23 protein-coding genes are annotated in these 26,456 nt (G+C 74.6%); 13 read left to right on the plus strand and 10 right to left on the minus strand.

The window, feature by feature from the left end:
- Nucleotides 1-6: 6 nt before the first annotated feature.
- Together ACIQR3_RS05840 and ACIQR3_RS05845 are read left to right on the plus strand one after the other, a co-directional pair.
- The gene (locus ACIQR3_RS05840) at nucleotides 7-1,032 is read left to right on the plus strand and encodes a carbohydrate kinase family protein (RefSeq protein ID WP_403534649.1); all 1,026 of its coding nucleotides are present in this window, start codon (nucleotides 7-9) and stop codon (nucleotides 1,030-1,032) included.
- On the plus strand, nucleotides 1,029-2,354 hold the full coding sequence (locus ACIQR3_RS05845; protein WP_403534652.1) for an alpha-glucosidase/alpha-galactosidase: 1,326 nt from the start codon (nucleotides 1,029-1,031) through the stop codon (nucleotides 2,352-2,354). Before ACIQR3_RS05840 ends, ACIQR3_RS05845 begins: the two co-directional genes overlap by 4 nt.
- Before the next feature lie 10 nt (nucleotides 2,355-2,364).
- Here the strand turns inward: ACIQR3_RS05845 and ACIQR3_RS05850 are convergent, their stop codons facing one another.
- A complete protein-coding gene (locus ACIQR3_RS05850; RefSeq protein ID WP_403534655.1) occupies nucleotides 2,365-3,495 on the minus strand; it encodes a DUF4037 domain-containing protein in 1,131 nt (376 codons plus the stop codon).
- A 131-nt stretch (nucleotides 3,496-3,626) separates the two neighbouring features.
- Here ACIQR3_RS05850 and ACIQR3_RS05855 point away from each other — a divergent pair, with 131 nt between their 5' ends.
- The 4 genes from ACIQR3_RS05855 (at nucleotide 3,627) to ACIQR3_RS05870 (ending at nucleotide 7,362) form a co-directional block, all read left to right on the plus strand.
- Complete coding sequence (locus ACIQR3_RS05855) at nucleotides 3,627-4,193, plus strand: DUF2269 domain-containing protein (RefSeq protein WP_403534658.1); 567 nt, start codon at nucleotides 3,627-3,629, stop codon at nucleotides 4,191-4,193.
- The gene (locus ACIQR3_RS05860) at nucleotides 4,183-4,923 is read left to right on the plus strand and encodes a class I SAM-dependent DNA methyltransferase (protein WP_403534660.1); all 741 of its coding nucleotides are present in this window, start codon (nucleotides 4,183-4,185) and stop codon (nucleotides 4,921-4,923) included. Before ACIQR3_RS05855 ends, ACIQR3_RS05860 begins: the two co-directional genes overlap by 11 nt.
- A gap of 228 nt (nucleotides 4,924-5,151) precedes the next feature.
- The gene (locus ACIQR3_RS05865; protein WP_403535450.1) at nucleotides 5,152-6,387 is read left to right on the plus strand and encodes a M23 family metallopeptidase; all 1,236 of its coding nucleotides are present in this window, start codon (nucleotides 5,152-5,154) and stop codon (nucleotides 6,385-6,387) included.
- A gap of 21 nt (nucleotides 6,388-6,408) precedes the next feature.
- On the plus strand, nucleotides 6,409-7,362 hold the full coding sequence (locus ACIQR3_RS05870) for a GlxA family transcriptional regulator (RefSeq protein WP_403534663.1): 954 nt from the start codon (nucleotides 6,409-6,411) through the stop codon (nucleotides 7,360-7,362).
- On the opposite strand, the gene ACIQR3_RS05875 is transcribed toward ACIQR3_RS05870, so the two are convergent.
- The 5 genes from ACIQR3_RS05875 to ACIQR3_RS05895 form a co-directional block, all read right to left on the minus strand.
- Complete coding sequence (locus ACIQR3_RS05875) at nucleotides 7,345-8,454, minus strand: GNAT family N-acetyltransferase (RefSeq protein WP_403534665.1); 1,110 nt, start codon at nucleotides 8,452-8,454, stop codon at nucleotides 7,345-7,347. The genes ACIQR3_RS05870 and ACIQR3_RS05875 overlap by 18 nt on opposite strands.
- A 115-nt stretch (nucleotides 8,455-8,569) precedes the next feature.
- Nucleotides 8,570-8,944, minus strand: coding sequence for a hypothetical protein (locus ACIQR3_RS05880; RefSeq protein WP_403534668.1), 375 nt, complete (start codon nucleotides 8,942-8,944; stop codon nucleotides 8,570-8,572).
- A 234-nt stretch (nucleotides 8,945-9,178) separates the two neighbouring features.
- Nucleotides 9,179-9,901 (minus strand): FAD binding domain-containing protein, encoded by a 723-nt coding sequence (locus ACIQR3_RS05885; protein ID WP_403534670.1) that lies wholly within the window; start codon nucleotides 9,899-9,901, stop codon nucleotides 9,179-9,181.
- A gap of 195 nt (nucleotides 9,902-10,096) precedes the next feature.
- A complete protein-coding gene (locus tag ACIQR3_RS05890) occupies nucleotides 10,097-10,426 on the minus strand; it encodes a hypothetical protein (protein ID WP_403534673.1) in 330 nt (109 codons plus the stop codon).
- Nucleotides 10,427-10,491: 65 nt separating this feature from the next.
- Nucleotides 10,492-10,938, minus strand: coding sequence for a DNA-binding protein (locus ACIQR3_RS05895; protein ID WP_403534676.1), 447 nt, complete (start codon nucleotides 10,936-10,938; stop codon nucleotides 10,492-10,494).
- A gap of 148 nt (nucleotides 10,939-11,086) precedes the next feature.
- Here ACIQR3_RS05895 and ACIQR3_RS05900 point away from each other — a divergent pair, with 148 nt between their 5' ends.
- On the plus strand, nucleotides 11,087-12,541 hold the full coding sequence (locus tag ACIQR3_RS05900; protein ID WP_403534679.1) for a benzaldehyde dehydrogenase: 1,455 nt from the start codon (nucleotides 11,087-11,089) through the stop codon (nucleotides 12,539-12,541).
- Between the two features lie 54 nt (nucleotides 12,542-12,595).
- A complete protein-coding gene (locus tag ACIQR3_RS05905) occupies nucleotides 12,596-13,468 on the plus strand; it encodes a DMT family transporter (RefSeq protein WP_403534681.1) in 873 nt (290 codons plus the stop codon).
- A gap of 163 nt (nucleotides 13,469-13,631) precedes the next feature.
- Here the strand turns inward: ACIQR3_RS05905 and ACIQR3_RS05910 are convergent, their stop codons facing one another.
- Nucleotides 13,632-13,967 (minus strand): hypothetical protein, encoded by a 336-nt coding sequence (locus tag ACIQR3_RS05910; protein ID WP_403534683.1) that lies wholly within the window; start codon nucleotides 13,965-13,967, stop codon nucleotides 13,632-13,634.
- Nucleotides 13,968-14,277: 310 nt separating this feature from the next.
- On the opposite strand from ACIQR3_RS05910, the gene ACIQR3_RS05915 reads away from it, so the two are divergent.
- The gene (locus ACIQR3_RS05915; protein WP_403534686.1) at nucleotides 14,278-14,733 is read left to right on the plus strand and encodes a hypothetical protein; all 456 of its coding nucleotides are present in this window, start codon (nucleotides 14,278-14,280) and stop codon (nucleotides 14,731-14,733) included.
- Here ACIQR3_RS05915 and ACIQR3_RS05920 read toward each other — a convergent pair.
- Both ACIQR3_RS05920 and ACIQR3_RS05925 read right to left on the minus strand, forming a co-directional pair.
- Nucleotides 14,715-17,123, minus strand: coding sequence for a glycoside hydrolase family 65 protein (locus tag ACIQR3_RS05920; protein ID WP_403534688.1), 2,409 nt, complete (start codon nucleotides 17,121-17,123; stop codon nucleotides 14,715-14,717). The genes ACIQR3_RS05915 and ACIQR3_RS05920 overlap by 19 nt on opposite strands.
- A gap of 31 nt (nucleotides 17,124-17,154) precedes the next feature.
- Entirely contained in the window at nucleotides 17,155-19,674 is a 2,520-nt protein-coding gene (locus tag ACIQR3_RS05925; RefSeq protein ID WP_403534691.1) for a phosphoketolase, read from the minus strand.
- Nucleotides 19,675-19,893: 219 nt separating this feature from the next.
- On the opposite strand from ACIQR3_RS05925, the gene ACIQR3_RS05930 reads away from it, so the two are divergent.
- Nucleotides 19,894-20,568 carry a TetR/AcrR family transcriptional regulator gene (locus tag ACIQR3_RS05930; RefSeq protein WP_403534694.1) on the plus strand — a complete coding sequence of 225 codons (675 nt, stop codon included), beginning with the start codon at nucleotides 19,894-19,896 and terminating at the stop codon, nucleotides 20,566-20,568.
- Nucleotides 20,569-20,818: 250 nt separating this feature from the next.
- Nucleotides 20,819-22,390 (plus strand): MDR family MFS transporter, encoded by a 1,572-nt coding sequence (locus ACIQR3_RS05935; RefSeq protein WP_403535452.1) that lies wholly within the window; start codon nucleotides 20,819-20,821, stop codon nucleotides 22,388-22,390.
- Nucleotides 22,391-22,482: 92 nt separating this feature from the next.
- On the opposite strand, the gene ACIQR3_RS05940 is transcribed toward ACIQR3_RS05935, so the two are convergent.
- Complete coding sequence (locus ACIQR3_RS05940) at nucleotides 22,483-22,995, minus strand: GNAT family N-acetyltransferase (protein WP_403534697.1); 513 nt, start codon at nucleotides 22,993-22,995, stop codon at nucleotides 22,483-22,485.
- A gap of 185 nt (nucleotides 22,996-23,180) precedes the next feature.
- On the opposite strand from ACIQR3_RS05940, the gene ACIQR3_RS05945 reads away from it, so the two are divergent.
- Both ACIQR3_RS05945 and ACIQR3_RS05950 read left to right on the plus strand, forming a co-directional pair.
- Nucleotides 23,181-23,633 carry a flavodoxin family protein gene (locus ACIQR3_RS05945; protein WP_403534700.1) on the plus strand — a complete coding sequence of 151 codons (453 nt, stop codon included), beginning with the start codon at nucleotides 23,181-23,183 and terminating at the stop codon, nucleotides 23,631-23,633.
- Between the two features lie 70 nt (nucleotides 23,634-23,703).
- Nucleotides 23,704-26,346 (plus strand): SpoIIE family protein phosphatase, encoded by a 2,643-nt coding sequence (locus ACIQR3_RS05950; protein WP_403534702.1) that lies wholly within the window; start codon nucleotides 23,704-23,706, stop codon nucleotides 26,344-26,346.
- The last annotated feature ends 110 nt before the right edge of the window (nucleotides 26,347-26,456 follow it).

The following is a 26,456-nucleotide window of genomic DNA, read 5'->3' on the forward strand; positions in this document are numbered from 1 at the left end:
AGGCCCATGCCGCACACCTTCGACCTGCTCGTCGTCGGGGACGCCAACCCCGATGTCGTCCTCGGTCCCCTCGACGCCCCGCTCGCCTTCGGCCAGCACGAACAGCTCGTGCCCGGCGGCGCCCTCACCCTCGGCGGCTCGGCCGCGATCATGGCCTGCGGGGCGGCCCGCCTCGGTCTGCGGGTCGCGTTCGCCGGCCGGGTCGGCGACGACGACGCCGGACGCTACGTACGGGACACCCTCACCGCGCGCGGGGTGGACACCCGGGGTCTGCGCACCGACCCGGAGCTGCCGACCCCGCTCACCGTCGTCCTGACCCGGGACGGGGCGGAGTCCGACCGGGCCATCGTCACCGCGCCGGGCACCCTGCGCGCCACCACCCCGGCCGACGTCCCGGCCGAACTGCTGCCCGCCGCCCGGCACGTCCACTTCGCCTCCTACTTCCTGCTGCCCCACCTCGCCGCCGGGCTGCCCGGCCTGATGCGCACGGCGCGCGCCCACGGCGCGACGACCTCCCTCGACACCAACGACGACCCGGCCGGCCACTGGGACCCGCCGGGCCTCGCCGCCGTCCTCCCGCACACCGACTACCTGCTGCCCAACGCCGCCGAGGCCCGGAAGCTGGGCGGCGCCGAGGACCTCGTGGCAGCCGCCGCCGCGCTCGCCGGGCGCGGCCCCGTGACCGTCGTCAAGGACGGCGCCGAGGGAGCGCTCTGCCACGACGGGCACACCGTCACCCGCGCCCCCGCCTTCCCGGTCCGGCCGGTGGACACGGTGGGCGCCGGCGACAGCTTCGACGCCGGTTTCGTGGCCGGCCTGCTCGCCGGGCTGCCGCTGCCCGAGGCGCTCCGGCTGGCCGCCGTCTGCGGCGCGCTGTCCACCCGGGCGCCCGGCGGCACCACCGCACAGCCGACCTGGGACGAGGCCCTCGCCCAGGTCTCCCGCGACCTCACCCCCGCCCGCGACCTCACCCCCTCCCGCACCCCCGCCCCCTCCCACAACCCCGCCCGCGAACGGAAGAACTCCGCATGAGCACCACTCACCCGGCCGCCCCCAAGATCACCTTCATCGGGGCCGGCAGTGTCGTCTTCACCCAGGGACTCCTCGCCGACCTGTTCGCGTTCGACGAGCTGAAGACCGCGCACATCTCGCTGCACGACATCGACGCCGAGCGCCTGGCCACGGCCGAGGCGGCGGCCCGGTACATCGCCGCCGAGCGCGGCGCCCGTCCGACGGTCACCGCGCACGCCGACCGCCGCGAGGCGCTGGTGGACGCCGACTTCGTCATCAACATCGTGCAGGTCGGCATGGGCGAGGCCACCCGCACGGACTTCGAGGTGCCGGCCCGCTACGGGCTGCGCCAGACCATCGGCGACACCCTCGGCATCGGCGGCATCTTCCGCGCGCTGCGCACCTTCCCGCTGCTGAAGGCGCTCGGCCAGGACATCACCGAGGTGTGCCCCGACGCCTGGCTGCTCAACTACACCAACCCGATGGCGATGAACGTCCAGTACCTGGCCGAGGCGACCGGCCTGACCCGGGTGGTCGGCCTGTGCCACTCGGTGTACTGGACGATGCGGGGCCTGTGCGACCTGGTCGGGGTCCCCTACGAGGAGGTCACCTACCACGCGGCGGGCGTCAACCACCAGGCGTGGGTGCTGCGCTGGGAGCACGAGGGCCGCGACCTGTACCCCCGCCTCGACGCGCTCGTCGCCGAGGACGAGCAGTTGCGCCGACGGGTCCGGGTCGACATGTACCGGCGCCTGGGCCACTACCCGACCGAGACCAGCGAGCACTCCTCCGAGTACGTGCCGTGGTTCCTGCACCACCCCGGCGAGGTCGACCGGCTGCGGCTGCCCATCGGGGCCTACCTCGGCATCGTGGACGACAACGTGGCCGAGTACGAGCGGACCCGGGACGCGCTGGCCTGCGGGGCGCCGCTCACCGTCGAGGGCACCATGGAGTACGCGCCGCAGATCGTCCACAGCATCGTGACCGGGACCCCGCGCACGGTGTACGGCAACGTGCCCAACCGCGGCCTGATCGACAACCTCCCCGCCCACGGCGCGGTCGAGGTGCCCTGTCTGGTCGACTCCGCCGGTGTGCAGCCCACCCGGATCGGTGCGCTGCCGTCCCAGCTGGCGGCCCTGAACCGGACCTACCTCAGCACGACCGACCTGGTGGTGCGGGCGGCGACGGAGGACGACCCGCGGCACATCCGGCACGCGGCGATGACCGACCCGGCGACGGCGGCGGCGCTGCCCGTCGAGGAGATCTGGCGGCTGTGCGACGACATGGTCCGCGCGCACGAGGACCGGCTCCAGCCGTCGCTGCGGGCGGTGCTGGGCGCCTGAAGGCGGCCGCTCAGCCCGTGTACGGCCGGGTCACCGCACGGGTCACCGCACGGGTCACCGCACGGGTCACCGCACGGGCCGCCGCGGGCCGGGTGAGGACCTCGGTGCTGTCGGCGAACTGGTCGACGGCACCGGCCGGCGGCAGGGCCCGGACGGCCGGGTCGGTGATCCGGGCGGTGAGCGCGTCGGCGAACCGTTCGGCGCGCAGCACCCGGAAGGGCCTGCCGTGGTAGGGACGGGTGGCCGGGTCCACCGGGTCGGTGAGGCCGAGCCGGTTGTGCTCGGCCGCGACGGTCTCGTACGCCGTGACCAGGTGCCGTTCCCGGGTGTCCGGGTCGGTCGCGGCGAGGACCGCGCGGAGCACCGGGGTGAGCCCGGCCGCGCCGGGGACGCGGGCGAAGGCACTGCCGAGCCACTTGGCGTACGGCGGGTAGCGGCGGTCCATCAGCAGGCTCAGCCGCATCAGGTCGCGGACCAGGCGGGCGGCGACGACGGCGGCGCCGAGTTCGTCGCCCACCTCGCCGCAGCGGCCCACGAAGGCCTCCTCCTGGGAGAGGCGGCGCCACTGGCAGGCCAGTACGTACAGCCAGAGGTCGTGCGGGTACCAGTCGAGCCGGGCCCTGGCGGTGGTCAGGGCGCCGAGCCCGTCGTGGAAGACGTCGCCCGAGGTCACCTCGGCGAGCCGCTGCGTCGGGGCGGAGAGCCGGTCCCGGAGGGTCACGCCCCGGCCCGGGTCGAAGCCGAGGCGCCCGGTGAACCAGGTGCCGGGGTCGGTGATGTCGACCGCGTGCCGGACCGGGCCGTCGGTCGCGGCCATGACGCGGATGCCCGCCTCGTCGGTGGGGACCAGGTGGGTCGGGTGGCCGAGGAAGGTCCTGGGCAGCCCGGCGGCGAGCCGTTCGCTGATCGCCGGGGCGTGCCGGGCGACGTCCCCGGGCCGGAGGAAGAGTTCCAGCCGGGGCCCCCATTCGTGGTCGCGGGAGCGGGCGGTGTCGAACCCGAGCACCTCCGAGCCGCTGCCGAGCCGGGCGGCGGAGTACGCGACCCCAGGGGCGGCCTCCGCGACCAGGGGGCGCACGGCCTCGTGGAAGAAGCGGCGGGAGAGTTCGAGACCGGGGACGAAGGGCGGCGGTGTGGTCATGCGGGGAGGGTGCCGGACGGGCGGGCGGCCGGGCGAGTACATTTCCCCGGGTTCCGTACTCCCGCCTCGGTACGCCGGGTCGCTCCCGCCGCCGGACGACCTCGCGGCGCCCGACCGGCACCGTGGGCCGTATGAAACTCGACCGCCCGGCCCGGCGGGCCGCACTCAGTGTCCATGTCGTCTCCTCCGCGGGCCGGCTCGGGCTCACGCTCGGCCTGCTCGCCCTCGCGGTCACCGGGGTCACCACCGCCTCCCCGGCGGCCTCGGAGGCCGCCGTCCGCGCGATGAAGCTGTTCGCCGACTGGCTGCTGCTCCCCGTCGCGCTGCTCACCCTGCTCAGCGGAGTGCTGCTCGCCCTGGGCACGCCCTGGGGGCTGGCCCGCCACCGCTGGGTGTGGACGAAGTTCTGGCTGACCCTGGCCACGGTCACCGCGACGGCGTTCGCTCTGCGCCCCGCCGTGGACTCCGCGGTGGCCGCCGTCGCCGCGGGCGGGCCGCTGCCGGACTCCGGCGACGTGCTGACGGGGCCGGTCGTCTCCCTGTCCGCGTACGTCTTCATGACGGTCGTCTCCGTGGTCAAGCCCTGGGGGCCGACGCGGCGCGGCAGGCGGCTGCGCGACCGTGCCCACGACGACCGCGCCGGAAAACCGGAGGCGCCCACCGTACGAGCGGCGGTACCGTCCCCGGATGGTCGATGACGACGGATACTTCTCGGAACCCATTGCGGCCACCTACGACGAGTCGGCGGCGGACCTGTTCCGGCCCGAAGCCGTGGACCCGGTGGTCGACGTACTGGCCGGACTCGCCGGCGACGGACGGGCGTTGGAGTTCGGCGTGGGCACCGGGCGGCTGGCGCTGCCGCTGGCCGCGCGCGGCGTTCCGGTGCACGGCATCGACATGTCCCGGGCGATGCTGGACCGGCTGCGTGCCAAGCCCGACGGGGACACTGTCGGCGTGACGGTCGGCGACTTCGCGACGACCCGGGTGGAGGGCACCTTCTCCCTCGCCTACCTGGTGTTCAACACCATCAACAACCTGACCACGCAGGACGCCCAGGTCGACTGCTTCCGCAACGCCGCGCGGCACCTGCGGCCCGGCGGCCACTTCGTGGTCGAGGTGGGGGTGCCCGCCCTGCGCCTCCTGCCGCCCGGGCAGAACGCCGTACCGTTCCACATCTCCGACGGGCGCTGGGCGTTCGACACCTACGACGTCGTGACCCAGGCCATGAGCTCCCACTACGTCACCGTCGTCGACGGCCGCGCCGAGCACTGGTCCATTCCGTTCCGGTACGTGTGGCCGGCCGAACTCGACCTGATGGCACGGCTCGCCGGACTGCGGCTGCGCGACCGCTGGGACGGGTGGTCGCGGGCACCGTTCACCAGCGAGAGCACCGGGCACGTGTCGGTGTGGGAGAAGCCGGCGGACTGACGGCGGGCGACGGCCTGCCCCGGCGCCCCGGCGCGGGGCAGGTGCGCTGCCCTTCCGGGCAGCCGGTCCTGCCTCGGTGTCTCCTGACGGCGCCGGGACGGAACGGTACCGTCCGTGCGTGAGCATCACGTCTTCCCCGCCGCCGTACCCGGCGTGCCGTTCCACACCCGTCGCAGCGACGGTCCGGCCACCGCGCGAGGGCGCCGTCACCTCCGTGGCGGGCGGCCGGTGAACGACGAGCGCACGACGGGGGCACCGGCCGTGCCCGGCCCCCGGGTCCCCGCCCAGGAGGGACACCTCGCCCCTCCCCCGCCGGCACACCCGGAACTTCCCGGCCCGTCGGCACCTCTCGCCCCGTCGGCGCCCCCCGACCCGACGCAGCCGGAACCCGACGAGCAGCCGCCCGGACAGAAGGATCAGCAGGAGCGGCGTAAGCGCCGGGGGCCCGGACCCGTCGTCGTGCTGGTCCTGCCGGGTCTGCTGACCCTGTCCGGGGTGGCGGGCTTCTTCGCGCTGAACGGTGGCTTCCCCGTCGACTCGGAGCAGGAGGCCGGCCCGGAGCAGGCCGCGTCGGCCGATGTCGACGCCTCCTACGTCCCGTGGCTGCGCAAGGCGGCCGACGGCTGCGAGGTCGTCACCCCCTCCCTGCTCGCCGCGCAGATCGACCAGCTCTCCGGCTGGAGCGACGACACGGGCGAACTCTCCGGCCAGAAGGGCATCGCCGCCTTCACCGACGACCAGTGGAAGCGCTGGGGCAAGGACGCCGACGGCAACAAGCGCTCCTCGCCCCGCGACCCGGCGGACGCCATCATGGCCCTCGGCCGGCAGGACTGCTCCGTGGCCGCCGAGGTGACCGACCTGCGCACCGAGGGCCTGGTCAACGGCGATCTCGTCGACCTCACGCTCGCCGCCTACGCCGCCGGTGTGGACCAGGTGGCGGGGGCCGGCAAGGTGCCCGACGACGCGCGGACCTACCTCACCGAGATCAAGGCACTGCTGCCGCGGTACGAGGCGCTGGACCAGGAGAGTTCGGGCGGGACCCCCGCCGCGGCGGGCGCGATCCTGGCCGCCCCCGTGAGCGGCCTCACCGTCACCTCGCCCTACGGTTCCCGCCAGCACCCGCTGACCGGGGTGACCAAGCTGCACACCGGGATCGACTTCGCCGCCCCGCAGGGCGCCCAGGTCTTCGCCGCGCGCGGCGGCCAGGTCGTGTTCGCCGCGTCGACCAGCGCGTACGGCAACCGCGTCGTGATCGACCACGGCACCATCGAGGGCAAGCGGCTGCAGACGACGTACAGTCATCTGTCCGCGATCGACGTGGCCGTGGGCCAGACGGTGGAGACGGGGACGCAGATCGGGCGGGCCGGTTCCACGGGCCTGTCCACCGGTCCGCACCTGCACTTCGAGGTCATCTACGACGGCTACTACTCCAATCCCCAGCCCTGGCTCGCCCCTTCGGGCTGACGACCCTCCGGTGATCCCGCCATGCACACCATCGCCGTACTCGCCCTGGACCGGGTGATCCCGTTCGACCTGTCCACGCCGATCGAGGTGTTCACCCGTACCCGGCTGCCGGACGGGAGCCCCGGTTACCGGATCCGGGTGTGCGCCCAGGAGCCGGAGGTGGACGCGGGGATGTTCACCCTGCGCGCCCCCTGGGGGCTGGAGGGGCTGGAGGGCGCCGACACGGTCATCGTGCCCGGCACGGCCGACGTCTCGGCCCCGCTGCCCGCCGCCGTCCGGGACGCGCTGCGGGCGGCGGCCGAGCGCGGCACGCGGATCGCCTCGATCTGCTCGGGCACCTTCCCGCTGGCCGCCACCGGTCTCCTCGACGGCATGCGGGCCACCACACACTGGGTCGCGGCCGGCGCCCTGGCGGCCCGGTATCCCGAGATCGAGGTGGACCCGGACGTGCTGTACGTGGACAACGGGCAGATCCTCACCTCGGCCGGTGCCGCCGCGGGCCTCGACCTGTGCCTGCACCTGATCCGGCGCGACTACGGCTCGGCCGTCGCCGCCGACGCGGCCCGGCTGTCCGTCATGCCGCTGGAACGGGAGGGCGGACAGGCGCAGTTCATCGTCCACGAGTACGCGCCCCGGCCCCAGGGCTCCGTGCTGGAACCGCTGCTCGCCTGGCTCCAGGAGAACCTGGACCGCGATCTCACCCTGAACGACATCGCCGCCCGGGCCGGGACCAGCACCCGCACCCTGATCCGGCGCTTCCGCGAACAGACCGGCACCACGCCGCTCCAGTGGCTGCACCGGGCCCGCGTCCGGCAGGCCCAGCACCTGCTGGAGACCACCCGCCATCCCGTCGAACGCATCGCCGCGCAGGTCGGCTTCGGCTCCCCCACCGCCTTCCGGGAGCGGTTCAAGCGCACGACGGGTGTCAGCCCGCACGCCTACCGCCGTACCTTCTCCTCATCCCCCGCCGGCTGACCCCCGCACCCGGTCGCGCAGGCTGCCCGCCTCCGCCAGGGTCCGCGCGGCGGCGGCCGCCAGCCGGGGCCGGGCGCGCACGAACCGCCGGGCGGCGCGGGCCGGTTCCCGCGCCAGCAGGTGGGCGGCGCCGCCCGGCACCGGGCGTACCACCGCGCCCTCGTACACCCGCAGGTCGCGGGTCTTGAGCGAGTCCTTGTAGCGGGCCGGTCCGGTCCCGAGGTCGACCATCCGGATCCCGTCGGCCGCGGCGGCCTCCAGCATCCGCAGGTGCAGCACGAGGCCGGGTGAGTACTTGCCGTAGGCGCGGTCGTACGCCGGGAACCACCAGGAGAGCACGGTGGCCGAACGCAGCCCGAAGTGGGCGGCGACGGGGCGGCCGGCGGCGTAGAGGACGGAGAGCAGCCCGCGGCACTCCGGTTCGCCGCTCTGCGCGAGCAGGCCCACCAGTGTGTTGATCCACTCCTGCGCGAAGCGGTCCCGCCGGCCCGTGCGGCGGTACTGGGCAGACTTCCACCGCATCAGTTCCCGCAGCACGGCCGGGTCCCGGCAGTCCAGGACGAACCGGACCTCGCCGACCTGCCGGGCCAGCTTGCGTTCCTTGGCGAGGGTCTGTCTGAGGAACCCGGGAGCGTCCCGGCGCAGTCGCTCCAGGTAGCGGTCGTAGCCGGCGTCGATGTCGACGACCGGGGAGGCGAGTTCCTCGACGGCGTGCGCGGCGAAGGCGCCCTGGCCGTCCTCCAGGGTGTCGAACTCCCAGGACGCCAGGGAGCAGGCCCGCAGCAGCCGGCGCGGTTCGATCCTGATCCCGGGGCGCAGGACGGCCCCCTGGCTGTCCGAGACACCGAGTCCGATGGCCCGTCCCCGGCCCAGGAGGCCCTTCTCGTAGGGGAAGTAGCCGACCGGCGTGCCGTCCTGCTGGAGGACCGCGACGCGGGCGCCGGGCCGTACCCGGCCGACGGCCGCGGTGAACACCGGGTCGAGGAAGGGGTTGGCCGGTGCCCCGGTCAGGGCGCGGATCTCCCGCCACATCTTGATGTCGTCCGGTCCCAGTTCGTCCGGCCGCAGAATGAGAATGCGCTGTCCCGGCATGGCTGATGCCTCCCGTGTGGTCGAATCGAGGACACACGCGGGCCTGTTCGTCACCGCGTCCCGGCTCAGGAGTCGGCGGGCCGCACGGCGCAGGCCCCGTTACCGCTCGCGCCGCTCAGCAGCGATACGTCCGCAGGAGTTCGGCGCCCGGGGACGGGCCGAGGGAGGCCGGCCGTACGGCGGTGACCGCGCCCCGGGGTTCCGTGGCGTCGCGGTCCGCCGCGGACGCCCGTACCGGGGCGCCGCCGTCCGCGCATCCGGCGCCGGCCGCGCCCGCGGTCCTCGCGGGGCGCAGCGCGGCGCGGCGGACGGCCGTGCCGTCCTCGCACGGGCTCGGTTCGGTGAGGCTCTCGTCCCCGGTGTCCGCCGCGGCCACGGCGGGGGCGGAGACGGAGGCGAAGGCGTCCGGTGGCGGCTCGGGCGCGCAGAGGTTCAGCAGCACCGAGGCGAGCAGCAGCACCAAGGCCACTGCCCATCGACGCCGCACCATCGGACTCCTGCCCCTGCGTCTCGGCGGGGGCCGGCCGACTGCTTGGGCACGGACGGCTCCCCCGGACGCGCCCGACCGCGCCTTCCAGTAGGCCGAGCGCGTCCCGGCCCGTCAAGTCCCGCGCGCCGAATCGGCGCACTCCTGACCGACGTTGGCGCCCGCGCGCCCGTCCGGGACCGTGGGGTGCCGTCCGTCTCCTGCGCGGTGTGTCGGCTTCCGGGGCGGCGGAAGGGTTCAGTGCGCGGCCGCGCGGTCCAGGATCTCGGTGACCTGCTCGCGGAGCACGGCCCGGGCCTCGGCGGGGAGGGAGCCGAGGGCGGAGGCGTCCAGCGCGTCGGCGGTCCGGGCGGCGTCCGGACCGCAGTCGGTGCTCTCGCTGAAGACCTCGTAGCCGTCGCGGACGGCGACCCGCAGCCGCCGGTGTCCGTTCTCGTCGGCGTGCACGGCGGTGGCGACGACCAGGGGCGGCGGGCCGCCGGCCTCGGCGGGCATCTTGCGGTATCCGCTGACCAGGGGCGACCGCCAGTGCAGGGAGAGCAACAGCGGACGCTTGGCGACGAGTTCGGTGAGGTCGGTCTGGTAGACGCGGTCCTGGGACAGCACCGTGGCCCGGGCGTCCAGCACCAGTGCGGCGGGCAGCAGGCAGCGCAGGCTGCTGCCCACTATGTTGCCGCCGACGGTGGCCGCGCGCCGCACGGCTCCGGTGCCCACCGTGCCGGCCGCGCGCCGCAGGACCTCGGGCACCCGTTCGTCGACCTGGTGCAGCAGCACGGCCGCGCCCAGCGTCTCGCGGCCCGTCTCGTTCGCCTCCGGCAGGTTCCGCAGCGACATGGCCAGTTCGGGGAAGCCGTCCCGTTGCCAGCCCGCCCAGACGAGCGTCGCCCCGCCTATGGGAACCGCTCCCTGGGCGAGGTACTCCTGAGCTTCGGACACGGACGTGGGCAGACGCAACAGCACGGCGGCCGACCTGCCTTCCTCGGAACTCGGTGGCCGAGGTTCGGCACCTTCAGCCACATGATCGATGGCATGGCGCATTGTGCCCACCCCCTCGGGGGCGCGTACAGGGCTCATGCCGCAGGTTCGTGCGCCGCTTCTGCGCCGGGCGCACGACCTGACGGCAGGAGAACGGTACGGCCGCGACGCCCGGCCGCGCTACGGCCGGTGCGCCGCCGCTTCCTTCGCCAACTGGACGGCCGAGGCCAGCCCGAGGCCCGGTGTCGACACCCGCAGGGCCTTGATCGCCCGCACCGAGTCGGCGGGGCCCTGGTGGCCGGCGGCGGTGAGCCGTTCATGGACCCAGCGGGCGCGCAGCGCGGCGTCCGGTACGGCCGCCGCCCGCTCCACCAGCTCGGCGGCGCGCTCCAGTCCGGGCCGCTGCTCCGGCGTGGCGTCGGCCAGCGCCGTGCGCAGCGCGGCGGCGATCACGTCCGCGTCCCGCAGCACGAGGACGTTGAGTTCCAGGGGCTTGCTCCGTCCGAACATGCCGCCATGGTCGACGCCGTACGCCGTACCGGGCAAGCCACTTGAGCCACTTCTGAGCCCGCGTCTCAGTCCGAGCCCACGGGGTCGGTGTCGACGCGGCCGGACAGGCGCTCGTAGCGCTGGCGGGCGGCCTGCGGGGTGCCCAGGCCCAGGCCGAAGGCGATCTCGTGCCAGGTCATGCCGCGGCCCCGGGCCATCTTCAGGAGGCCGGCCTCCAGTTCGTCCAGCTCACCTCGGACCAGCGGGACCAGGGTCAGCGCGGCGGTGATGTCGGCCCGGTCCACCTCGGGTTCGCCGTCGTCGGGCAGGGCCGCTCCGCTGAGCAGGAACGAGACGAGCCGGACGGCCTCGTGCGGGCCGATCAGCGAGGGGTGGGTCTGGCGGCGGCGCTGGGCGTCGGTGGCCGCGTGCCGTTCGGCGATGCGCAGCAGGGAGGCGTACACCCGCTGTGCGCGGGCCTGCTCCGGCTGCGGCGGGGAGAAGACGTCGGGGGAGGGCGGGTTGGAGGTCATGACGGCCAGCGTGCCCGATGAACGGCGAGAGTTCAACCAGTTATGGTGAACAAGTCGTTCAAAGGCATTCGTGCCTTGGCGTCCGGGGCGTCGCTGCCTAGCGTGTCCCCCGGCGACCGGCCCGGCTCCGACGAGAGGAAGCAGCGCGATGACCCTTCTGGACAGCGAGGTCTGGGGCAAGAGGTTCCTCAGCGACGGCTGGCGGGACGCCGCCGCGACGCGGCCGGTGATCGAGCCGGCCACCGGCGACCAGCTCGGTACGGTCGGACTGGCCACGCCCGAGGACGTCGGCCGCGCCGCCGCCCGGGCCGCCGAGGCGCAGCGGGCCTGGGCGGCCGTCCCGCCGCAGCGACGGGCTGCCGTGCTGCGCCGCGCGGGCGAGCTGCTGACCGAGCACGCCGCCGAGGCCGAGGACTGGCTGGTGCGCGAGGCGGGGTCGGTGCGGGCCAAGGCGGCTTTCGAGGTGGGGCTGGCCATCGGCGAGTTCTTCGAGTGCGCCGGGCTGCCGAGCCATCCGCAGGGCGAGGTGCTCACCTCCGAGACCGCCCGCTGGTCGATGGCCCGGCGCCGCCCCGCCGGGGTCGTCAGCGTCATCGCCCCCTTCAACTTCCCGCTCATCCTGGGCCTGCGGTCGGTGGCGCCCGCGCTCGCCCTGGGCAACGCGGTCCTGCTGAAGCCGGACCCGCGCACGGCGGTCGGCGGCGGCGTCGTCATAGCCCGCGTGCTGGAGGAGGCCGGGCTGCCCGAGGGCGTGCTGCACCTGCTGCCGGGCGACGGCGCGGTGGGCCAGGCGGTGGTCGAGGCGCCCGAGGTGCGGGTCGTCTCCTTCACCGGCTCCACGCCGGTCGGCCGGGCCATCGGGGAGCGGGCGGGCCGGCTCCTGAAGCGGGCCCACCTGGAGCTGGGCGGGAACAACGCCCTGGTGGTGCTGCCCGGCGCGGACGTGGCGAAGGCGGCCTCGGCGGGCGCGTTCGGCTCCTACCTGCACCAGGGGCAGATCTGCATGACGACCGGCCGGCACATCGTGCACGAGTCGCTGCTGGCGGAGTACACCGCCGCGCTCGCCGCGAAGGCGAAGGCGCTGCCGGTCGGCGACCCGGCCCGGCAGGACGTGGCGCTCGGCCCGATCATCGACCGGCGTCAGCTGGAGCGGGTGCACGCGATCGTCACCGAGAGCGTGGCGGCGGGCGCGACCGTGGCCGCGGGCGGCGAGATCGACGGCGCCTGCTACCGCGCCACCGTCCTGACGGACCTGACGACCGACATGCCGGCCTGGCGGGAGGAGATCTTCGGCCCGGTCGCGCCGGTCATCGGCTTCTCCACGGTCGAGGAGGCCGCGCGGATCGTCGACGACTGCGAGTACGGGCTGTCCGTCGGCATCCTCGGCGACGTCGGCACGGCGATGAAACTCGCCGACCTGGTGGACTCCGGGAAGGTGCACATCAACGAGCAGACCGTCGACGACGAGCCGAACGCGCCGTTCGGCGGGGTCAAGGCGTCCGGCACCGGGGCGCGGTTCGGCGGCGCGGCGGCCAACGTGGAGGCGTTCACCGAGACCCAGTGGGTCACGGTCCGACCGGACATCGCCGACTACCCCTTCTGACCCCGCGGGCGGTCCCGGCGCGCGCCCGGCGCCGGGCGCGGCGAGGATCGGTGGATGGGCTTCCTCGTGCCGGTCCTCTTCGCGCTCCTCGCCGCGCTCAGCAACGCCACGGCCACCGTGCTGCAGCGGCGGGCCGCGCTGACCGTGCCGCAGTCCCAGGGGTTCCGCCTCTCGCTCGTCCTCGACCTGCTGCGGCGGCCCGTCTGGCTCGCCGGGATGCTCGCCGTGGTGGTCGCCGGGGCGGGCCAGGCGGCGGCGCTGGCGACCGGTCCGCTCTCGCTCGTCCAGCCCCTGTTCGTACTGGAGCTGCCGCTGGCGCTGCTGCTGGCCTCGCTGTCGACCGGGCGCCGGATGCCACCGGTGATGTGGGCCGGGGTGGCCGCCGTGGTGGCCGGACTCGGCATCGCCCTGGGGGCGGCGTCGCCGTACGGCGGCCAGGGCGAGGTGTCCGCCCCGCGCTGGGCGTTCGGGCTGGCGGCCGGCGCGGCGGCGGCCCTGCTGCTGGCCGGGGCCGGGCTGCGGCGGCCCGTCGGCAAGGCCCGGGCCGGCTGCCTGGGCGCGGCCACCGCGGTGTGCTACGCGCTGACGGCGGCGCTGATGAAGGACTCCATGCGGGTGCTGGACACGGCCGGCGTGACCGGCTTCCTGACCGCGTGGCAGACGTACGCGTTCGCCGCGGCCGGGGTGGGCGCCGTCCTGCTGCTGGAGCACTCCATGCAGGGCGGTCCGCTGGTCGCCTCGCAGCCCGCCCTCACCCTCGGGGACGCGACGGTCAGCCTGCTGCTCGGCGTCTTCCTCTACCTCGAACACCTGCGGACCGGCTGGTGGCTGCTGCCGCAGGCACTCGGCGTCGCCCTGGTCGTGCTGGGCGTGCTCTCCCTGGCCCGGCACGGGATCGACCTGCGCACCGGACACCGACCGCACTGACCTCCCCGCCGCCGACCGGGACGCCCGCGGCGACGCCCTGTCGCACAGGGCCGACGTCGAGATGATCACGGCCCTCGGCGAGGAGCTCCGGGCACAGCCTTCGCACCGCCCGCGCCCCCCGGACCCGTCCCCGGGCCGCCCCGGCCTCCGGTACGCCCGGCGCTCACCGCGTCGCGCCACGGGCCGGGGAGGTCAGGGGTGGCGAGCGGGCCGGGCCGGGGGCGGTGGCCGGCTCGGTGCCGGTGAGGCGGACGCTCTCCGCCCACAGCCGGGCCGCGACGGGGGCGTCCGTCAGGTGGCTCCACCCCGGTTCGGGCCGCGGCCTGCCCCGCGGGCCGAACACGCGATCGGTCCGGGACTGGAGGTCGTCCAGGTCCAGCCGCTCGGTCTCGGCCGCGAAGCTGCCCGTGGTCACGACCCGGCCCGCGGGCGCCGCCGAGAGCAGGGGCAGCAGCCACCGGGGCAGCGCGAGGTGGCCGAGGTGGTTGGTGCCGGACATCAGCTCGTGCCCGGCGCCGGTCTCCTCGCGGTGGGTCGTCGAGCACGACCCCGGCGTTGAGCGCCACGGCGTCCGGCCGCTGTGCCCCGAGGGCGTCCGCCGCGCCGCCCAGCGAGGCCGGACCGGCGAGTCCCACCCTCGCGCCGGGCCGGCAGATCGCCCGCGGTCCGCCGACGCCGGTGCGCGCCGCGCCGTACTCCGTCCGAGTGGTGCGTCGGCGGGCCCCGCCGTAGCGTCGTATCGGACGACGGACCGTGACCCGCAGCACCACGGTCCTCGGTCGAACGGAAGTCGAACGGCAGGAGCGGACATGCGCGGACATGCGATGAGGGCGGCCGTCACACTCGGTGCCGCCGCGGCGCTCGCGGCGCCCCTGGGAGCGGCTTCGGCCACCACCCCGTCCCCGGAGCCGGACCGGCATCGAACCGGCGGCCCCGTCCTGGCCGACTGCCAGGGCCGCGGCGAGGTGCGCCCCGGGGAGTACCTGCTCGCCTGCGGCGACGGCAACAGCAGGCTGGACTCCCTGCACTGGGCGCGCTGGGACGCCGACGCGGCGGTGGGCCGGGGCGTCAACCTGGTCAACGACTGCGACCCGTACTGCGCGGCGGGCACGTTCCGCTCGTACCCGGTGACCGTGCGGCTCGAAGCGCCCGTGGCGGACGGGAAGCACCCGGGTGAGCCCCGCTACACCCGGATCAGCGTGACGTACACCGACGGGCGGCCGGACGGCGCTCCGCGCGTGGTGAGTTACCCGCTGCCGGGCTGAGCCCCGCCCCGGGGACGGTCCGGGAGGACCAGGCGGCAGATGTCGCCGGGCTGGACCTGGACCGTCCGGCCGGGCAGCCGGACGTCGATCGGCAGCCGGTCGGAGGCCGGTACGGCGATCTCCAGCAGCTCGTGCTCCAGCCGCAGCCGTACGCCCCAGTGGCCTTGGTAGCGCAGGGAGAACCCGTACGCCGACAGCTCCGGCAGCGGCACCGGGTCCAGCCACAGCGCGCCGGCGCGGGTCTCCAGCCCGGTCAGTCCGCGCTGGACGAGGTCGAGGGTGCCGGCCATGGCGCCGAGGTGGATGCCCTCGCCGGTGGTGCCGCCCTGGAGGTCGGCGACGTCGCCCTTGAGGGCGTCCTGGACGTAGGCCCATGCCCCGCGCCGGGCGCGGGCCAGGATCCAGCCGTGGACCAGGCCGCTGAGGGTGGAGCCGTGGCTGGTGCGGGCCAGGTAGTAGTCGACCGTGCGGTGCCAGGTGTCGTCGTCCAGGCGGTGGCCGAGCCGGGCGAACAGGGAGCGGAGTTCGGCCGGGGAGAAGAGGTAGCCGAGCATGAGGACGTCGGCCTGTTTGGACGCCTGGTAGCGGTTGACGGTGTCGCCCTCGGCCTCCAGCACCCGGTCGAGGCGGCGGATGTCGCCGTGCCGCTCGCGCAGCCCTTGCCAGTCGAGTTCGGCGAGGTCGCCGTAGCCCTCGAACTGGCTGATCACGCCCCGGTGGAAGGGGACGTGCAGGGTGCGGGAGACGTCCTCCCACTGCTGGAGTTCGCCGTCGTCCAGCTCGGTGCGTTCGACGAGTTCGCGGCGGCGCGGCTCGGGCAGGGCGCGCAGCACCTCCAGGGTGCGGGTGAGGACCCAGGCCGCGGTGACGTTGGTGTAGGCGTTGTCGTCCAGGCCGGGCCGGTCCGCGTCCGGGTACGCCTCGTGGTACTCGTCGGGGCCGACCACGCCCCGGATCCGGTGCCGGCCCAGATCGTCGTCCCAGACCGCCGAGTCGGCCCAGAACCGGGCGATCTGGAGGAGCATCTCGGCGCCCTTGGTGTGCAGGAACTCGGCGTCGCCGCTGGCCTCGCAGTACTGCCACACGTTGTACGCGATCGCCGAGCCGACGTGGTGCTGGAGGTGGGAGTGGTCCGGCAGCCAGCGGCCCGAGCGCGGGTTGAGGTGGAGCTGCTGGGTCTCCTCCCGTCCGTCGCTGCCGCTCTGCCACGGGTACAGCGCGCCCCGCCTGCCGATCGCGCGGGCCGCCGCCCGGGCCCGGTCCAGCCGGCGGTGCCGGTAGTGCAGCAGGGCCCGGGAGACCTCGGGGAAGTGCAGGTTGAGGTAGGGCAGCACGAACAGCTCGTCCCAGAAGACGTGGCCCCGGTACGCCTCCCCGTGCAGGCCCCGGGCCGGGACGCCGACGTCGAGGTCGGCGGTGTGCGGGGAGAGGGTCTGCAGGACGTGGAAGAGGTGCAGGCGCAGGATGCTGCCCGCCTCCCCCGGCACGTCCAGTTCGGCGCGGCGCCACAGCTGCGCCCAGGCGGTGCCGTGGCTGCGCAGCAGCGCGTCGAAGCGGGGCGCGGACGCCACCCGGTCGACGGCGGCCTGGAGCGGGTCGCTGATCGCCGGGTCGCGTGAGGTGTGCAGGGCGACGGTCTTGTCGACGACGGCGGTGCGGCCGGGGCGCAGCGGCAGCCGCAGCCGCTGGACGGCCCGCAGTTCCGCCGCTTCCGGTTCGACCGGTACGTCGGCCGTCACCCGGGAGGCCAGGCCGATCCGGATGTCCGAGGTACGGGTGCGGCAGCGCAGCCACACCGTGCCGGGTCCGGCGTCACCGGTGTGCACGTGGGTGAGGTGCCGGCCCTCCAGGTCCCGGTAGCGCGGCACCCCGGAGTTGGTGACGCCGCCGTCGAGGGCGGCCTCCACGTCGAGGTCGACGGCGGCGGTCTCGGCCGTGAACTCGGTGCGCAGGCAGGCCAGATGGGGGTCGGCCATGTGCACCAGACGCAGCTGCCGCACGGCGAGCACGCCCGAGTCGCCGAGCCGGAACCGGGTGTGCCGCTCCAGCAGCCCGGTGTCCAGGTGCACCGCCTGCCGGTGGGTGAGCACCTCGGCGGTGTCGGGCGTGAGCCACGCGCCGCCCGCCGTACGGAACCGCAGCGACAGCCAGTCGGGCAGGTTGACCATGTCCTCGTTCTCGACCTCGCGCCCGGCGACGGACGAGGTGAGCCGGTTGTAGCAGCCGGCGACGTACGTGCCCGGGTAGTGCACGTCGTCCGCGGCGCACTCGGGCAGCGCGCCGCGGGTGGCGAAGTAGCCGTTGCCGAGCGTGCACAGCGACTCCCGCAGCCGTTCCTCGGCGGCGTCGTAGCCGTCGTACTCCCAGGTCGAGGCGGTGGTCGCGGTCACGGGGCGCTCCTTTCACACGGGTCGGCGCGGGTCAGGCTTCCCAGGACCAGTCGGCGACCTCCGGCAGGTCGACGCCGTGCTCGCGGATGTACGCGTGGTGGCGCAGCCGGACGTCCGCCATCCGCTGGCGGACGGCGGCGGCCCGCACGACGAGGCCGGGCACCCGGTCGATGACGTCCATGACGAGGCGGTAGCGGTCCAGGTCGTTGCCGACGACCATGTCGAACGGGGTGGTCGTGGTGCCGATCTCCTTGTAGCCGCGCACGTGCAGGTGCCGGTGGCCGTTGCGCCGGTAGGCCAGCCGGTGGATCAGCCAGGGGTAGCCGTGGTAGGCGAAGACGACCGGCTTGTCGGCGGTGAACAGGCCGTCGTACTCGAAGTCGCTCATGCCGTGCGGGTGTTCGCCGCTGGGCAGCAGCCGGGCGATGTCGACGACGTTGACCACGCGGACGGCGAGTTCGGGCAGGTGCTGCCGGAGCAGCTGGGCGGCGGCCAGCACCTCCTGGGTGGGGACGTCGCCGGCGCAGGCGAGCACCACGTCGGGTTCGCGGCTGCCGTCCTCGGTGCCCGCCCACTCCCAGATGCCGGCGCCGCGCGCGCAGTGCGTCTTGGCGTCCTCCATCGACAGCCAGTCGAAACAGGGCTGTTTGCCGGCCACGACGACGTTGACGTAGTCGCGGCTGCGCAGGGCGTGGTCGGCGACGGAGAGCAGGGTGTTGGCGTCCGGCGGCAGGTAGACCCGTACGGCCTCGGGGCTCTTGTTGAGGATGTGGTCGACGAAGCCGGGGTCCTGGTGGGAGAAGCCGTTGTGGTCCTGGCGCCACACGTGCGAGGTGAGCAGGTAGGTGAGGGAGGCGATGGGCGCGCGCCAGGGCAGCCGGCGGGTGACGCGCAGCCACTTGATGTGCTGGTTGACCATGGAGTCGACGATGTGGACGAACGCCTCGTAGCAGGAGAACAGGCCGTGCCGGCCGGTGAGGAGGTAACCCTCCAGCCAGCCCTGGCAGGTGTGTTCGGAGAGGATCTCCATGACGCGGCCGTGCGGGTCGAGGTCCTCGTCGACGGGCCGGACCGGCTCCTGCCAGGCCTTGCCGTTGGCGGCGTAGACGGCCTGGAGGCGGTTGGAGGCGGTCTCGTCGGGGCCCACGAGGCGGAAGTCGCGCCGGTCGGCGGTGGCGGCCATGACGTCGCGCAGCAGGTCGCCGAGGACCCGGGTGGGTTCGTGGAGGGTGGCGCCGGGTTTGCCGACGGGGACGGCGTAGGTGTCCAGCGGCGGCAGCGGGAGTTCGCGCAGCAGCAGTCCGCCGTTGGCGTACGGGGTGGCGCCCAGGCGGCGGGTGCCCTCGGGGACGCAGCGCAGCACGGCGGGGCGCGGGGCGCCGTTCGCGTCGAAGAGTTCCCCGGGCCGGTAGGACCGCAGCCAGCGCTCCAGCCGGCGCAGGTGGTCGGGGTTGTCCCGGACGGCGGCCATCGGGACCTGGTGGGCGCGCCAGGTGCCCTCGACGGGGAGGCCGTCGACCTCGGCGGGGCCGGTCCAGCCCTTCGGGGTGCGCAGCACGATCACCGGCCAGCGGGGGCGTCCGGTGGCGCCGTCGTGGCGGGCGGCGCGCTGGATCGCGGCGATGCGGTCCAGGGCGGTGTCCAGGGCGCGGGCCATGGCACGGTGGACGGTGGCCGGGTCGTCGCCGGTGACGTGGAGCGGGTCGTGGCCGTAGCCGCGCAGGAGTTCGTCGAGTTCGGCCTCGGGGAGCCGGGCGAGCACCGTCGGGTTGGCGATCTTGTAGCCGTTGAGGTGCAGGACCGGCAGGACGGCGCCGTCGTGCACGGGGTCCAGGAACTTGTTGGAGTGCCAGGAGGCGGCCAGCGGACCCGTCTCCGCCTCGCCGTCGCCGATGACACAGGCGACCACCAGGTCCGGGTGGTCGAAGGCGGCGCCGTAGGCATGCGAGAGGGAGTAGCCCAGCTCACCGCCCTCGTGGATGGAGCCCGGGGTCTCGGGGGCGACGTGGCTGGGCACGCCGCCGGGGAAGGAGAACTGCCGGAACAGCCGCGCCATCCCGGCCGCGTCCCGGGTGATGTCCGGGTACGTCTCGGTGTACGTGCCCTCCAGCCAGGAGTTGGCCAGCACGGCGGGGCCGCCGTGGCCGGGGCCCCAGACGCACAGGGCGTCCAGGTCACGGGCCTTGATCACCCGGTTGAGGTGGGTGTGGACCAGGTTGAGGCCGGGTGAGGTGCCCCAGTGGCCGAGCAGCCGGGGCTTGACGTGCTCCGGGCGCAGGTCCTCGGTGAGCAGGGGGTTGTCCATCAGGTAGATCTGGCCGACGGAGAGGTAGTTCGCGGCGCGCCAGTGGGCGTCCAGGGCGGCCAGTTCCTCGTCGGTCAGGCCGTCGCCGACCAGGTCGCCGCCGGTCGGTTCGGTGCCGGTCGGTTCGGTGCCGACCAGGTCGCCGCCGGTCGGTCCGGTGCCGGTCGGTTCGTTGCCGGTCGGTTCGTTGCCGGTCAACTGGTCGTCGGTCGGCCGGTCGGGCGCCTCGTGCGGGTCGGCGGACATCCGGGGTCCTTTCCGTGTCGGGACGGCGGTCGGGCCGGGGGCGGACCGCGGTGCCGCCGGACCGCGCGGCCGACGGGACCGGCCGGCCGCGGCGCCCGGTGCACATCCCACCACCCTGCGCGGACCGGCCGGGTACCCGACAGGGCCGTTCGGGTCACTCCCCCGCGGCCGACCCGACCGGACAGGACGAATTTTGCATGTCGTGCATCTTTGCATAGCATGCAAGTTATGTCGGAGGGGAGTGCCGCGGGGGGCGGACTGCGCGAGCGGAAGAAGCGGGCCACACGGGCCGCTCTCACCGAGGCCGCGGTGCGTCTGGCGGCGGAGCACGGGGCGGAGAAAGTCACCGTCGAGGCGATCAGCGCCGCGGCCGGAGTGTCCGTGCGGACGTTCTTCAACTACTTCGACACCCGCGACGACGTCTTCGTCCTGGTGGGCGCCGAGAGCGGCGCCCGCGTACGTCGGGCGCTGCTCGCCGCGCCGGCCGCACTGTCCCCCCTCCAGGCGCTGCACGACGCCATGTCCGCCGAGCTGGCCGAGGCCGAGCAGCAGCACGAGCTGTGGCGGCTGCACGGTGAGGTGCTGCGCGCGGCGCCGCACCTCCTCGTCCGCAGTCTCGGCGCGCATCTGGCCGACGAGACCGAACTGGCCGAGGCCCTCACCGAACGGATCCGCTCCGGCCCCGGCGGCGCCCCGCCGGACCCGGCCGCCTCCCACGAGGAACGCCGCAAGGAGCTGGACCTGTACCCGCGACTGCTGGCCGCGGTGGCGGTCACCGCCGTCCGGGTGAGCGTCGACCACTGGTGCGCCCGCCAGGAGGAGCGCGCCTTCCGCGAGGTGTTCCAGGAGGTCTTCGCGCTCCTGGCCGCCGGACTGCCGGCGCCGCCCGCGTAGTCCTCCCCCGCCCCGCCCGGCCCCCGCCGCCGCCCACCGTCCGACCGCGCACCCCGACCCCGACACCGGCACCAGGCCGCCGGCCCGGTACGCGCGAGACCACCGTTCCAGGCCGTTCCACCCCGTTCCACACCGTCAGCACCGATCACCACAGTTCCACACCGTCCAGCACCGTTCATCACCGTTCATCACCGTCGAAAGAGTTGTCGTGACCGCATCGCAGGCGCCCGCCGCCGCGCCGCCCAGTTCCATGACGCAGAAGCAGATACTCCAGGCCATGTCCGGCCTGATGGCCGGCATGTTCGTCGCGATCCTCGCGGGCACCGTGGTGTCCAACGCGCTGCCGACGATCATCGCCGACCTGGGCGCCAGCCAGTCCTCCTACACCTGGGTCGTCACCGCCGAACTGCTGGCGATGACCGCGACGGTCCCGCTGTGGGGCAAGCTGTCCGACCTGTTCAACAAGAAGCTGCTGCTCCAGCTCTCGCTGTGCATGTTCGTGGTCGGCTCGCTGCTCGCGGGCTTCTCCCACGACGCCGCGCTGCTGATCTTCAGCCGGGTCGTGCAGGGCATCGGCGCCGGCGGGCTGACCGCCCTCGCCCAGGTCGTCATGGCCTCCGTCATCCCGCCCCGTGAACTGGGCAAGTACTCCGGCATCTTCGGTGCCGTCTTCGCCGTCGGCACGGTGGCCGGTCCGCTCATCGGCGGAGTCCTGGTGGACACCGACTGGCTGGGCTGGCGCTGGTGCTTCTTCATCGGCGTGCCGTTCGCGCTGCTCGCCATCTTCCTGTTGCAGCACACGCTGAAGCTGCCCACCGTCAAGCGCCAGGTGAAGATCGACTGGCTCGGCGCCTTCCTCATCGTGGCCGGTGTCTGCGCGCTGCTCATCTGGGTCTCGCTGGCCGGCAACCAGTTCGACTGGGCCTCCTGGCAGACCGCCGCGCTCGTCATCGGCGGTGTGCTGCTGCTGGCCCTGGCGGTCCTGGTGGAGATGCGCGCCGCCGAACCGGTCATCCCGCTGGACATCTTCAAGAACCGCACGGTCACGCTGACCACGGTCGCCAGCCTCCTGGTCGGTGTCGCCATGTTCGGCGGTACGGTCTTCCTCTCCCAGTACTTCCAGGTATCCCTGGGCAAGTCGCCGACGGTGGCCGGTCTGATGAGCCTGCCGATGATCCTCGGCCTGCTGGTGTCGTCCACCGTGGCCGGCCAGATCATCAGCCGCACCGGCAAGTGGAAGCGGTACCTGGTGGCGGGCGCCGTCATCATGACCGCCGGCCTGGCGCTGCTCTCCCTGATCGGCGCCGACACCCACTTCGGGCTGCTCAGCCTCTACATGGCGGTCCTCGGTATCGGCGTCGGCATGCTGATGCAGAACCTGGTGCTGGCCGCCCAGAACGACGTCCCCGCCGCCGAACTGGGCGCCGCGACCTCCGTGCTGTCCTTCTTCCGCAGCATGGGCGGCACCATCGGTACCTCGGTGCTCGGCGCGATCCTGGCCAACCGGGTCACCGACGAGATGACCAAGAGCCTGGAGAAGGCCGGCGTCGCCGGCGCGGCCGGCGGCGAGTCGGGCGGCGGTGAGAGCCTCCCGGACATGTCGACGCTGGCCGGTCCGATGCGGGAGATCGTGGAGCACGCGTACGGGGTCGCCACCGCCGACCTGTTCCTCGTCGCCACGCCGTTCGCCCTGCTGGCGCTGGTCGCCGTGGTCTTCATCAAGGAGAAGCCGCTGAAGACCACCAGCGGTATGGAGCGGCTCGCCGAGGAGGCGGGCGACGCCGCCCCGACCGACAAGGGCCCGGCGGCTCCGGTCCACTGAGCCGCCGCGGACACGCCGCGCGGGGCCGCACGCCCGTCCTGGGCGTGCGGCCCCGCGCGCTCGTACGCCGGGGTTCCGGGGTGTGGCCGGCGTCAGATCCCGAACGGCGCGGCGTAGCGGACGGTCCCCGCGGGCAGCGGCCGGCCGGGGTCGAGGGTGAGGGCCATGAGCGCCTCGTCCGGGACCTCGATGCTCAGGCCGATGCCGTGCGCCGAGGCACGGCCGAAGCCGAACCGGGGGTAGTACTCCGGATGCCCGAGGACGACGACGTGGGCCTCGCCCGCGCGCCGGGCGGCGTCGAGGGCCGCCCGGACGGCCGCCGACCCGGCGCCCTCGCGCTGCCGTTCCGGGCGGACGGCGCACGGCGCCAGGCAGAGCGCCGGGCTCCCGCCGATGTGGCAGCGGGTCAGCAGGGCGTAGCCGACGGGACGGTCGTCACCGTCGACGGCGACGAGGGACAGTCCCTCGATCCAGGCGTCCGGATCGGCCCGGAGCGCGTCCACGAGATCGGCCTCCTCCGCCGTGGGAAAGGCGTCGAGAACGACGTCGCGGACGGCGGGGACATCGGCGGCGGTCTCGACCCGCGTGGTCCAGTGCTGGGGCATGCGGCAGACGGTCCGTTCCTCGGGGCGGTGGGCGGGCGCGCGTCAGTTTAGGGGGCGGTGGGCCGAGGGGAAGGGCGTACGAACGTACGAGAGGCCGGGCCTACGGCCGCGGACGCGGACGCCGGCCCCCGACGCGATGCCCCCGTTCCTTGCCGACGCCGGGTGGGGAGCGGCAGGCTGCGGGGATGGCCACTTTGCTGATCGTGCATCACACCCCGTCACCCAACTGCCAGGCCCTGCTGGAAGCCGTGGTGGCCGGGGCGTCCGCGCCGGAGATCGAGGGCGTCCGCGTGGTGCGGCGGGCGGCGCTGGCGGCCACCGTGTCCGACGCACTGGCGGCCGACGCCTACCTGCTGGGCACGCCGGCCAACCTGGGCTACATGTCCGGCGCCCTCAAGCACTTCTTCGACCAGGTCTACTACCCGTGCCTGGACGAGACGCGCGGCCGGCCGTTCGGCGCGTACGTGCACGGCGGCAGCGACACCACGGGCGCGGTGCGCGCCCTCGACACGGTCACCACCGGGCTCGGCTGGCGGCGCGCGGCACCGCCGGTGACCGTCACCGGCGACCCCGGCAAGGCCGACCTGGAGGCCTGCTGGGAACTGGGGGCGGCGCTCGCCGCCGGGCTGATGGAATGAACCGGGCCGGGTCCGCGAGCGGCGCCGGAACCCGAGGTGCGGGCCGGGCACCGCGCGGCACACTGGTGTCATGGGCGACGTCGACCGGCCGGAGAGCGTGTCACGGTGGTTCCCCGAGGCGCCCCGGAGCGCGGCGGCGGCCCGGCGGTTCGTACGGGCCGCGCTGGACGGCGTAGCGCCGGAGCTGGCCGACACCGCCCAGTTCCTGACCGGCGAGCTGGTGACCAACGCGGTGCTGCACGCGCGCACGGCCGCCGAGGTGGCGGTGGGCGTCGACGACGGCAGGGTGAGGGTGCGGGTCAGTGACGACCGGCCGGGCCGCGGCCCCGTACCGCGGCGCTACCCGCCGTACGCCGGTACCGGGCAGGGTCTGGCCCTGGTGGAGCGGCTGGCGTCGCGCCACGGGGCGGAGGCGGAGACCGGCGGCCGGCGCAAGACGGTGTGGTTCGAGCTGTGGCCGGACGGCCCGCCGGCGCCGTCGCCCGGATGGGTCACGGCCGAGCCGTGCGGCGGCTCCGGTACGACGGTGACGCTCGTCGACGTGCCGAGCGCCCTGTGCTCGGCGGCCCAGCAGCACCGGCACGCGGTGCTGCGCGAACTGGCCCTCGTCGCGTCGGCCGGTGACGTGCCGGGGGTGCGCGCCGAGGACCTCGTCACCGCCGCCGACATCGACCACGTGCTCAGCGCCTGTGTCGCGGCCGCGTCGGAGCGGCCGCCCCAGGAGGCGCATCTGGCCACCCTGCGCCTGCCGCTGCCGGCCGACGCCGCGCCGGCGGTGCGGACCCTGCGCCAGGTGCTGGACCTGGCCGAGGAGGCGGCCCGGGAAGAACGTCTGCTCACCCTGCCGGCGCTGCCGCGCGGCCGGGCCTTCCAGGACTGGATGTTCGAACAGATCCTGGGCCAGCTCGCCGGGGAACGCCCCACGGCGTGGACCGTGGTGCCCCGCGAGCCGGACGCCAGCGCCTCGGAGCTGGTGCCCTGGGACCCCGGAGCCGTGCGGGCCGGCAGGTCCCCGGTCATCGCCGCCGACGCCGGGAACCGGATCATCGCGGTGAACGGGCCCGCCGCGGACCTGCTCGGCTGGCAGCCGGACGAACTCGTCGGACGGCGGCTCACCACACTCATCCCCGAGCATCTGCGCCGCCGCCACAGCGTGGCCTTCAGCTCGCTGCTGCTCACCGGACGGGCACGCATCGTGGGCCGCTCCGTGCCGCTGCCGGCGCTGCACCGCGACGGCCGGGTGGTGCCCGTACGGCTGTACATCGAGACCCAGGAGATGGCCGACGGCCGGACCGTCTTCGTCGCCCAGCTCTCGCCCCGGGCCACCACGTCCGTCGACGCGCCGGCCCCGCCCGGCCGGAGCGCGCAGCCGTCGCTCCCCGAGGACGGCGGGGCGTCCGCGCCGGCCGCCCCGGAGCCCCGCCGGAGCACGGGCGGCGGGCGGACGGACCTGAGCGCGCTGGAACGGCTCGCCCTGCTGGCCGACACGGGAGCCGCGCTGAACAACACGCTGGACCTGGGCGAGGGGCTGCGCTCGGTCGGCCGGCTGCTGACCCGGCGGCTGGCCGACTGGTGCGCGGTGGATCTGTTCACCGAGGACGCCCGGGTGGAACGGGCCTGTGTGGTCCACCGCGACCCCCGCGGGCTGCGTCCCGGGGCGTACGAGGGCCGGCTCCCCCCGGTGTCCGAGTCGTCCCGGGGCCCGCTGGCCCGGGTGCTGCGCGGCGCGGGGCCGCTGCTGCTCGCCGACGCCCCGCCTGCGGGTCAGGTCGGCAGCGCGCTGGACGCCGACTACCGGGAGCTGTTCCGCGGGCTCGGCGCGGGCAGCGCCGTCGTCGCGCCGCTGCGGGCCCGCCGGGAGATCTTCGGCGCCCTGACGGTGGCCCGTACGGCCGGGCGGCGGCCGTTCACGGAGGACGACCTGGTGCTCGTCGACGACCTGGTGCGCGGGCTGGCCCTGGGGGTGGACAACGCCCGCCTGTACCAGGAGACCCGCAACATCGCGCAGCGCCTCCAGCGTTCCCTGCTGCCCGTGCTGCCGGAGGTCGAGAACCTCCAGCTGGCCGCCCGCTACGCCGCGTCCTCCACCACCGCGCAGGTCGGCGGCGACTGGTACGACAGCTTCGTCGTCCCCAACGGTGACACCGCCGTGGTCATCGGCGACGTCACCGGGCACAACCTGGACGCGGCCATCTCCATGAGCCAGCTGCGCAGCATGCTCCGCGGCATCGCCGTGGACCGGCAGGAACCGCCCGAGGTGGTGCTGCGCCGGCTTGACCTGGCCAACCACAGTCTGTACCGGGAGGCCACCGCCACCTGCCTCTACGGTCTCGTCAAGGGACCCGCGCGGGGCCCGTGGGAGCTGAAGCACTCCGCCGCCGGTCATCCGCCGCCCCTGCTGACCACCTGGAACGGCGAGGCCCGCTACCTGGAGGAGGGGTCAGGTCTGCTGCTCGGCATGGACCCCACGATGCCCCGCCGCACGGCGCGCACCGCACTGCCGGCCCGCTCGACCCTGCTGCTGTACACCGACGGCCTGATCGAGCGCCGCGACGAACCCCTCGACCGCGGCCTCGACCGGCTGCGCCGGCACGCGGCGGCGCTGGCCCGCGAGCCGCTGGAGACGTTCTGCGACGAACTGCTGATCGGCCTGGGCGCCGACAGCGCCGACGACATCGCCGTCCTGGCCGTCCGCCCCGCACCGTCGTCGTGAAACCGAGGTGCCCAGTGCGGCGCCGCTCGGGTACCGTGCGGCCCATGTCGAGCCCCGAGTCGGACGAGGTGGGGGCTTTCGGTCACGCCGTCAGCCCCCTGCACCACTGA

This window comes from Streptomyces sp. NPDC090994, from assembly GCF_044768905.1.
GTDB lineage: Bacteria > Actinomycetota > Actinomycetes > Streptomycetales > Streptomycetaceae > Streptomyces.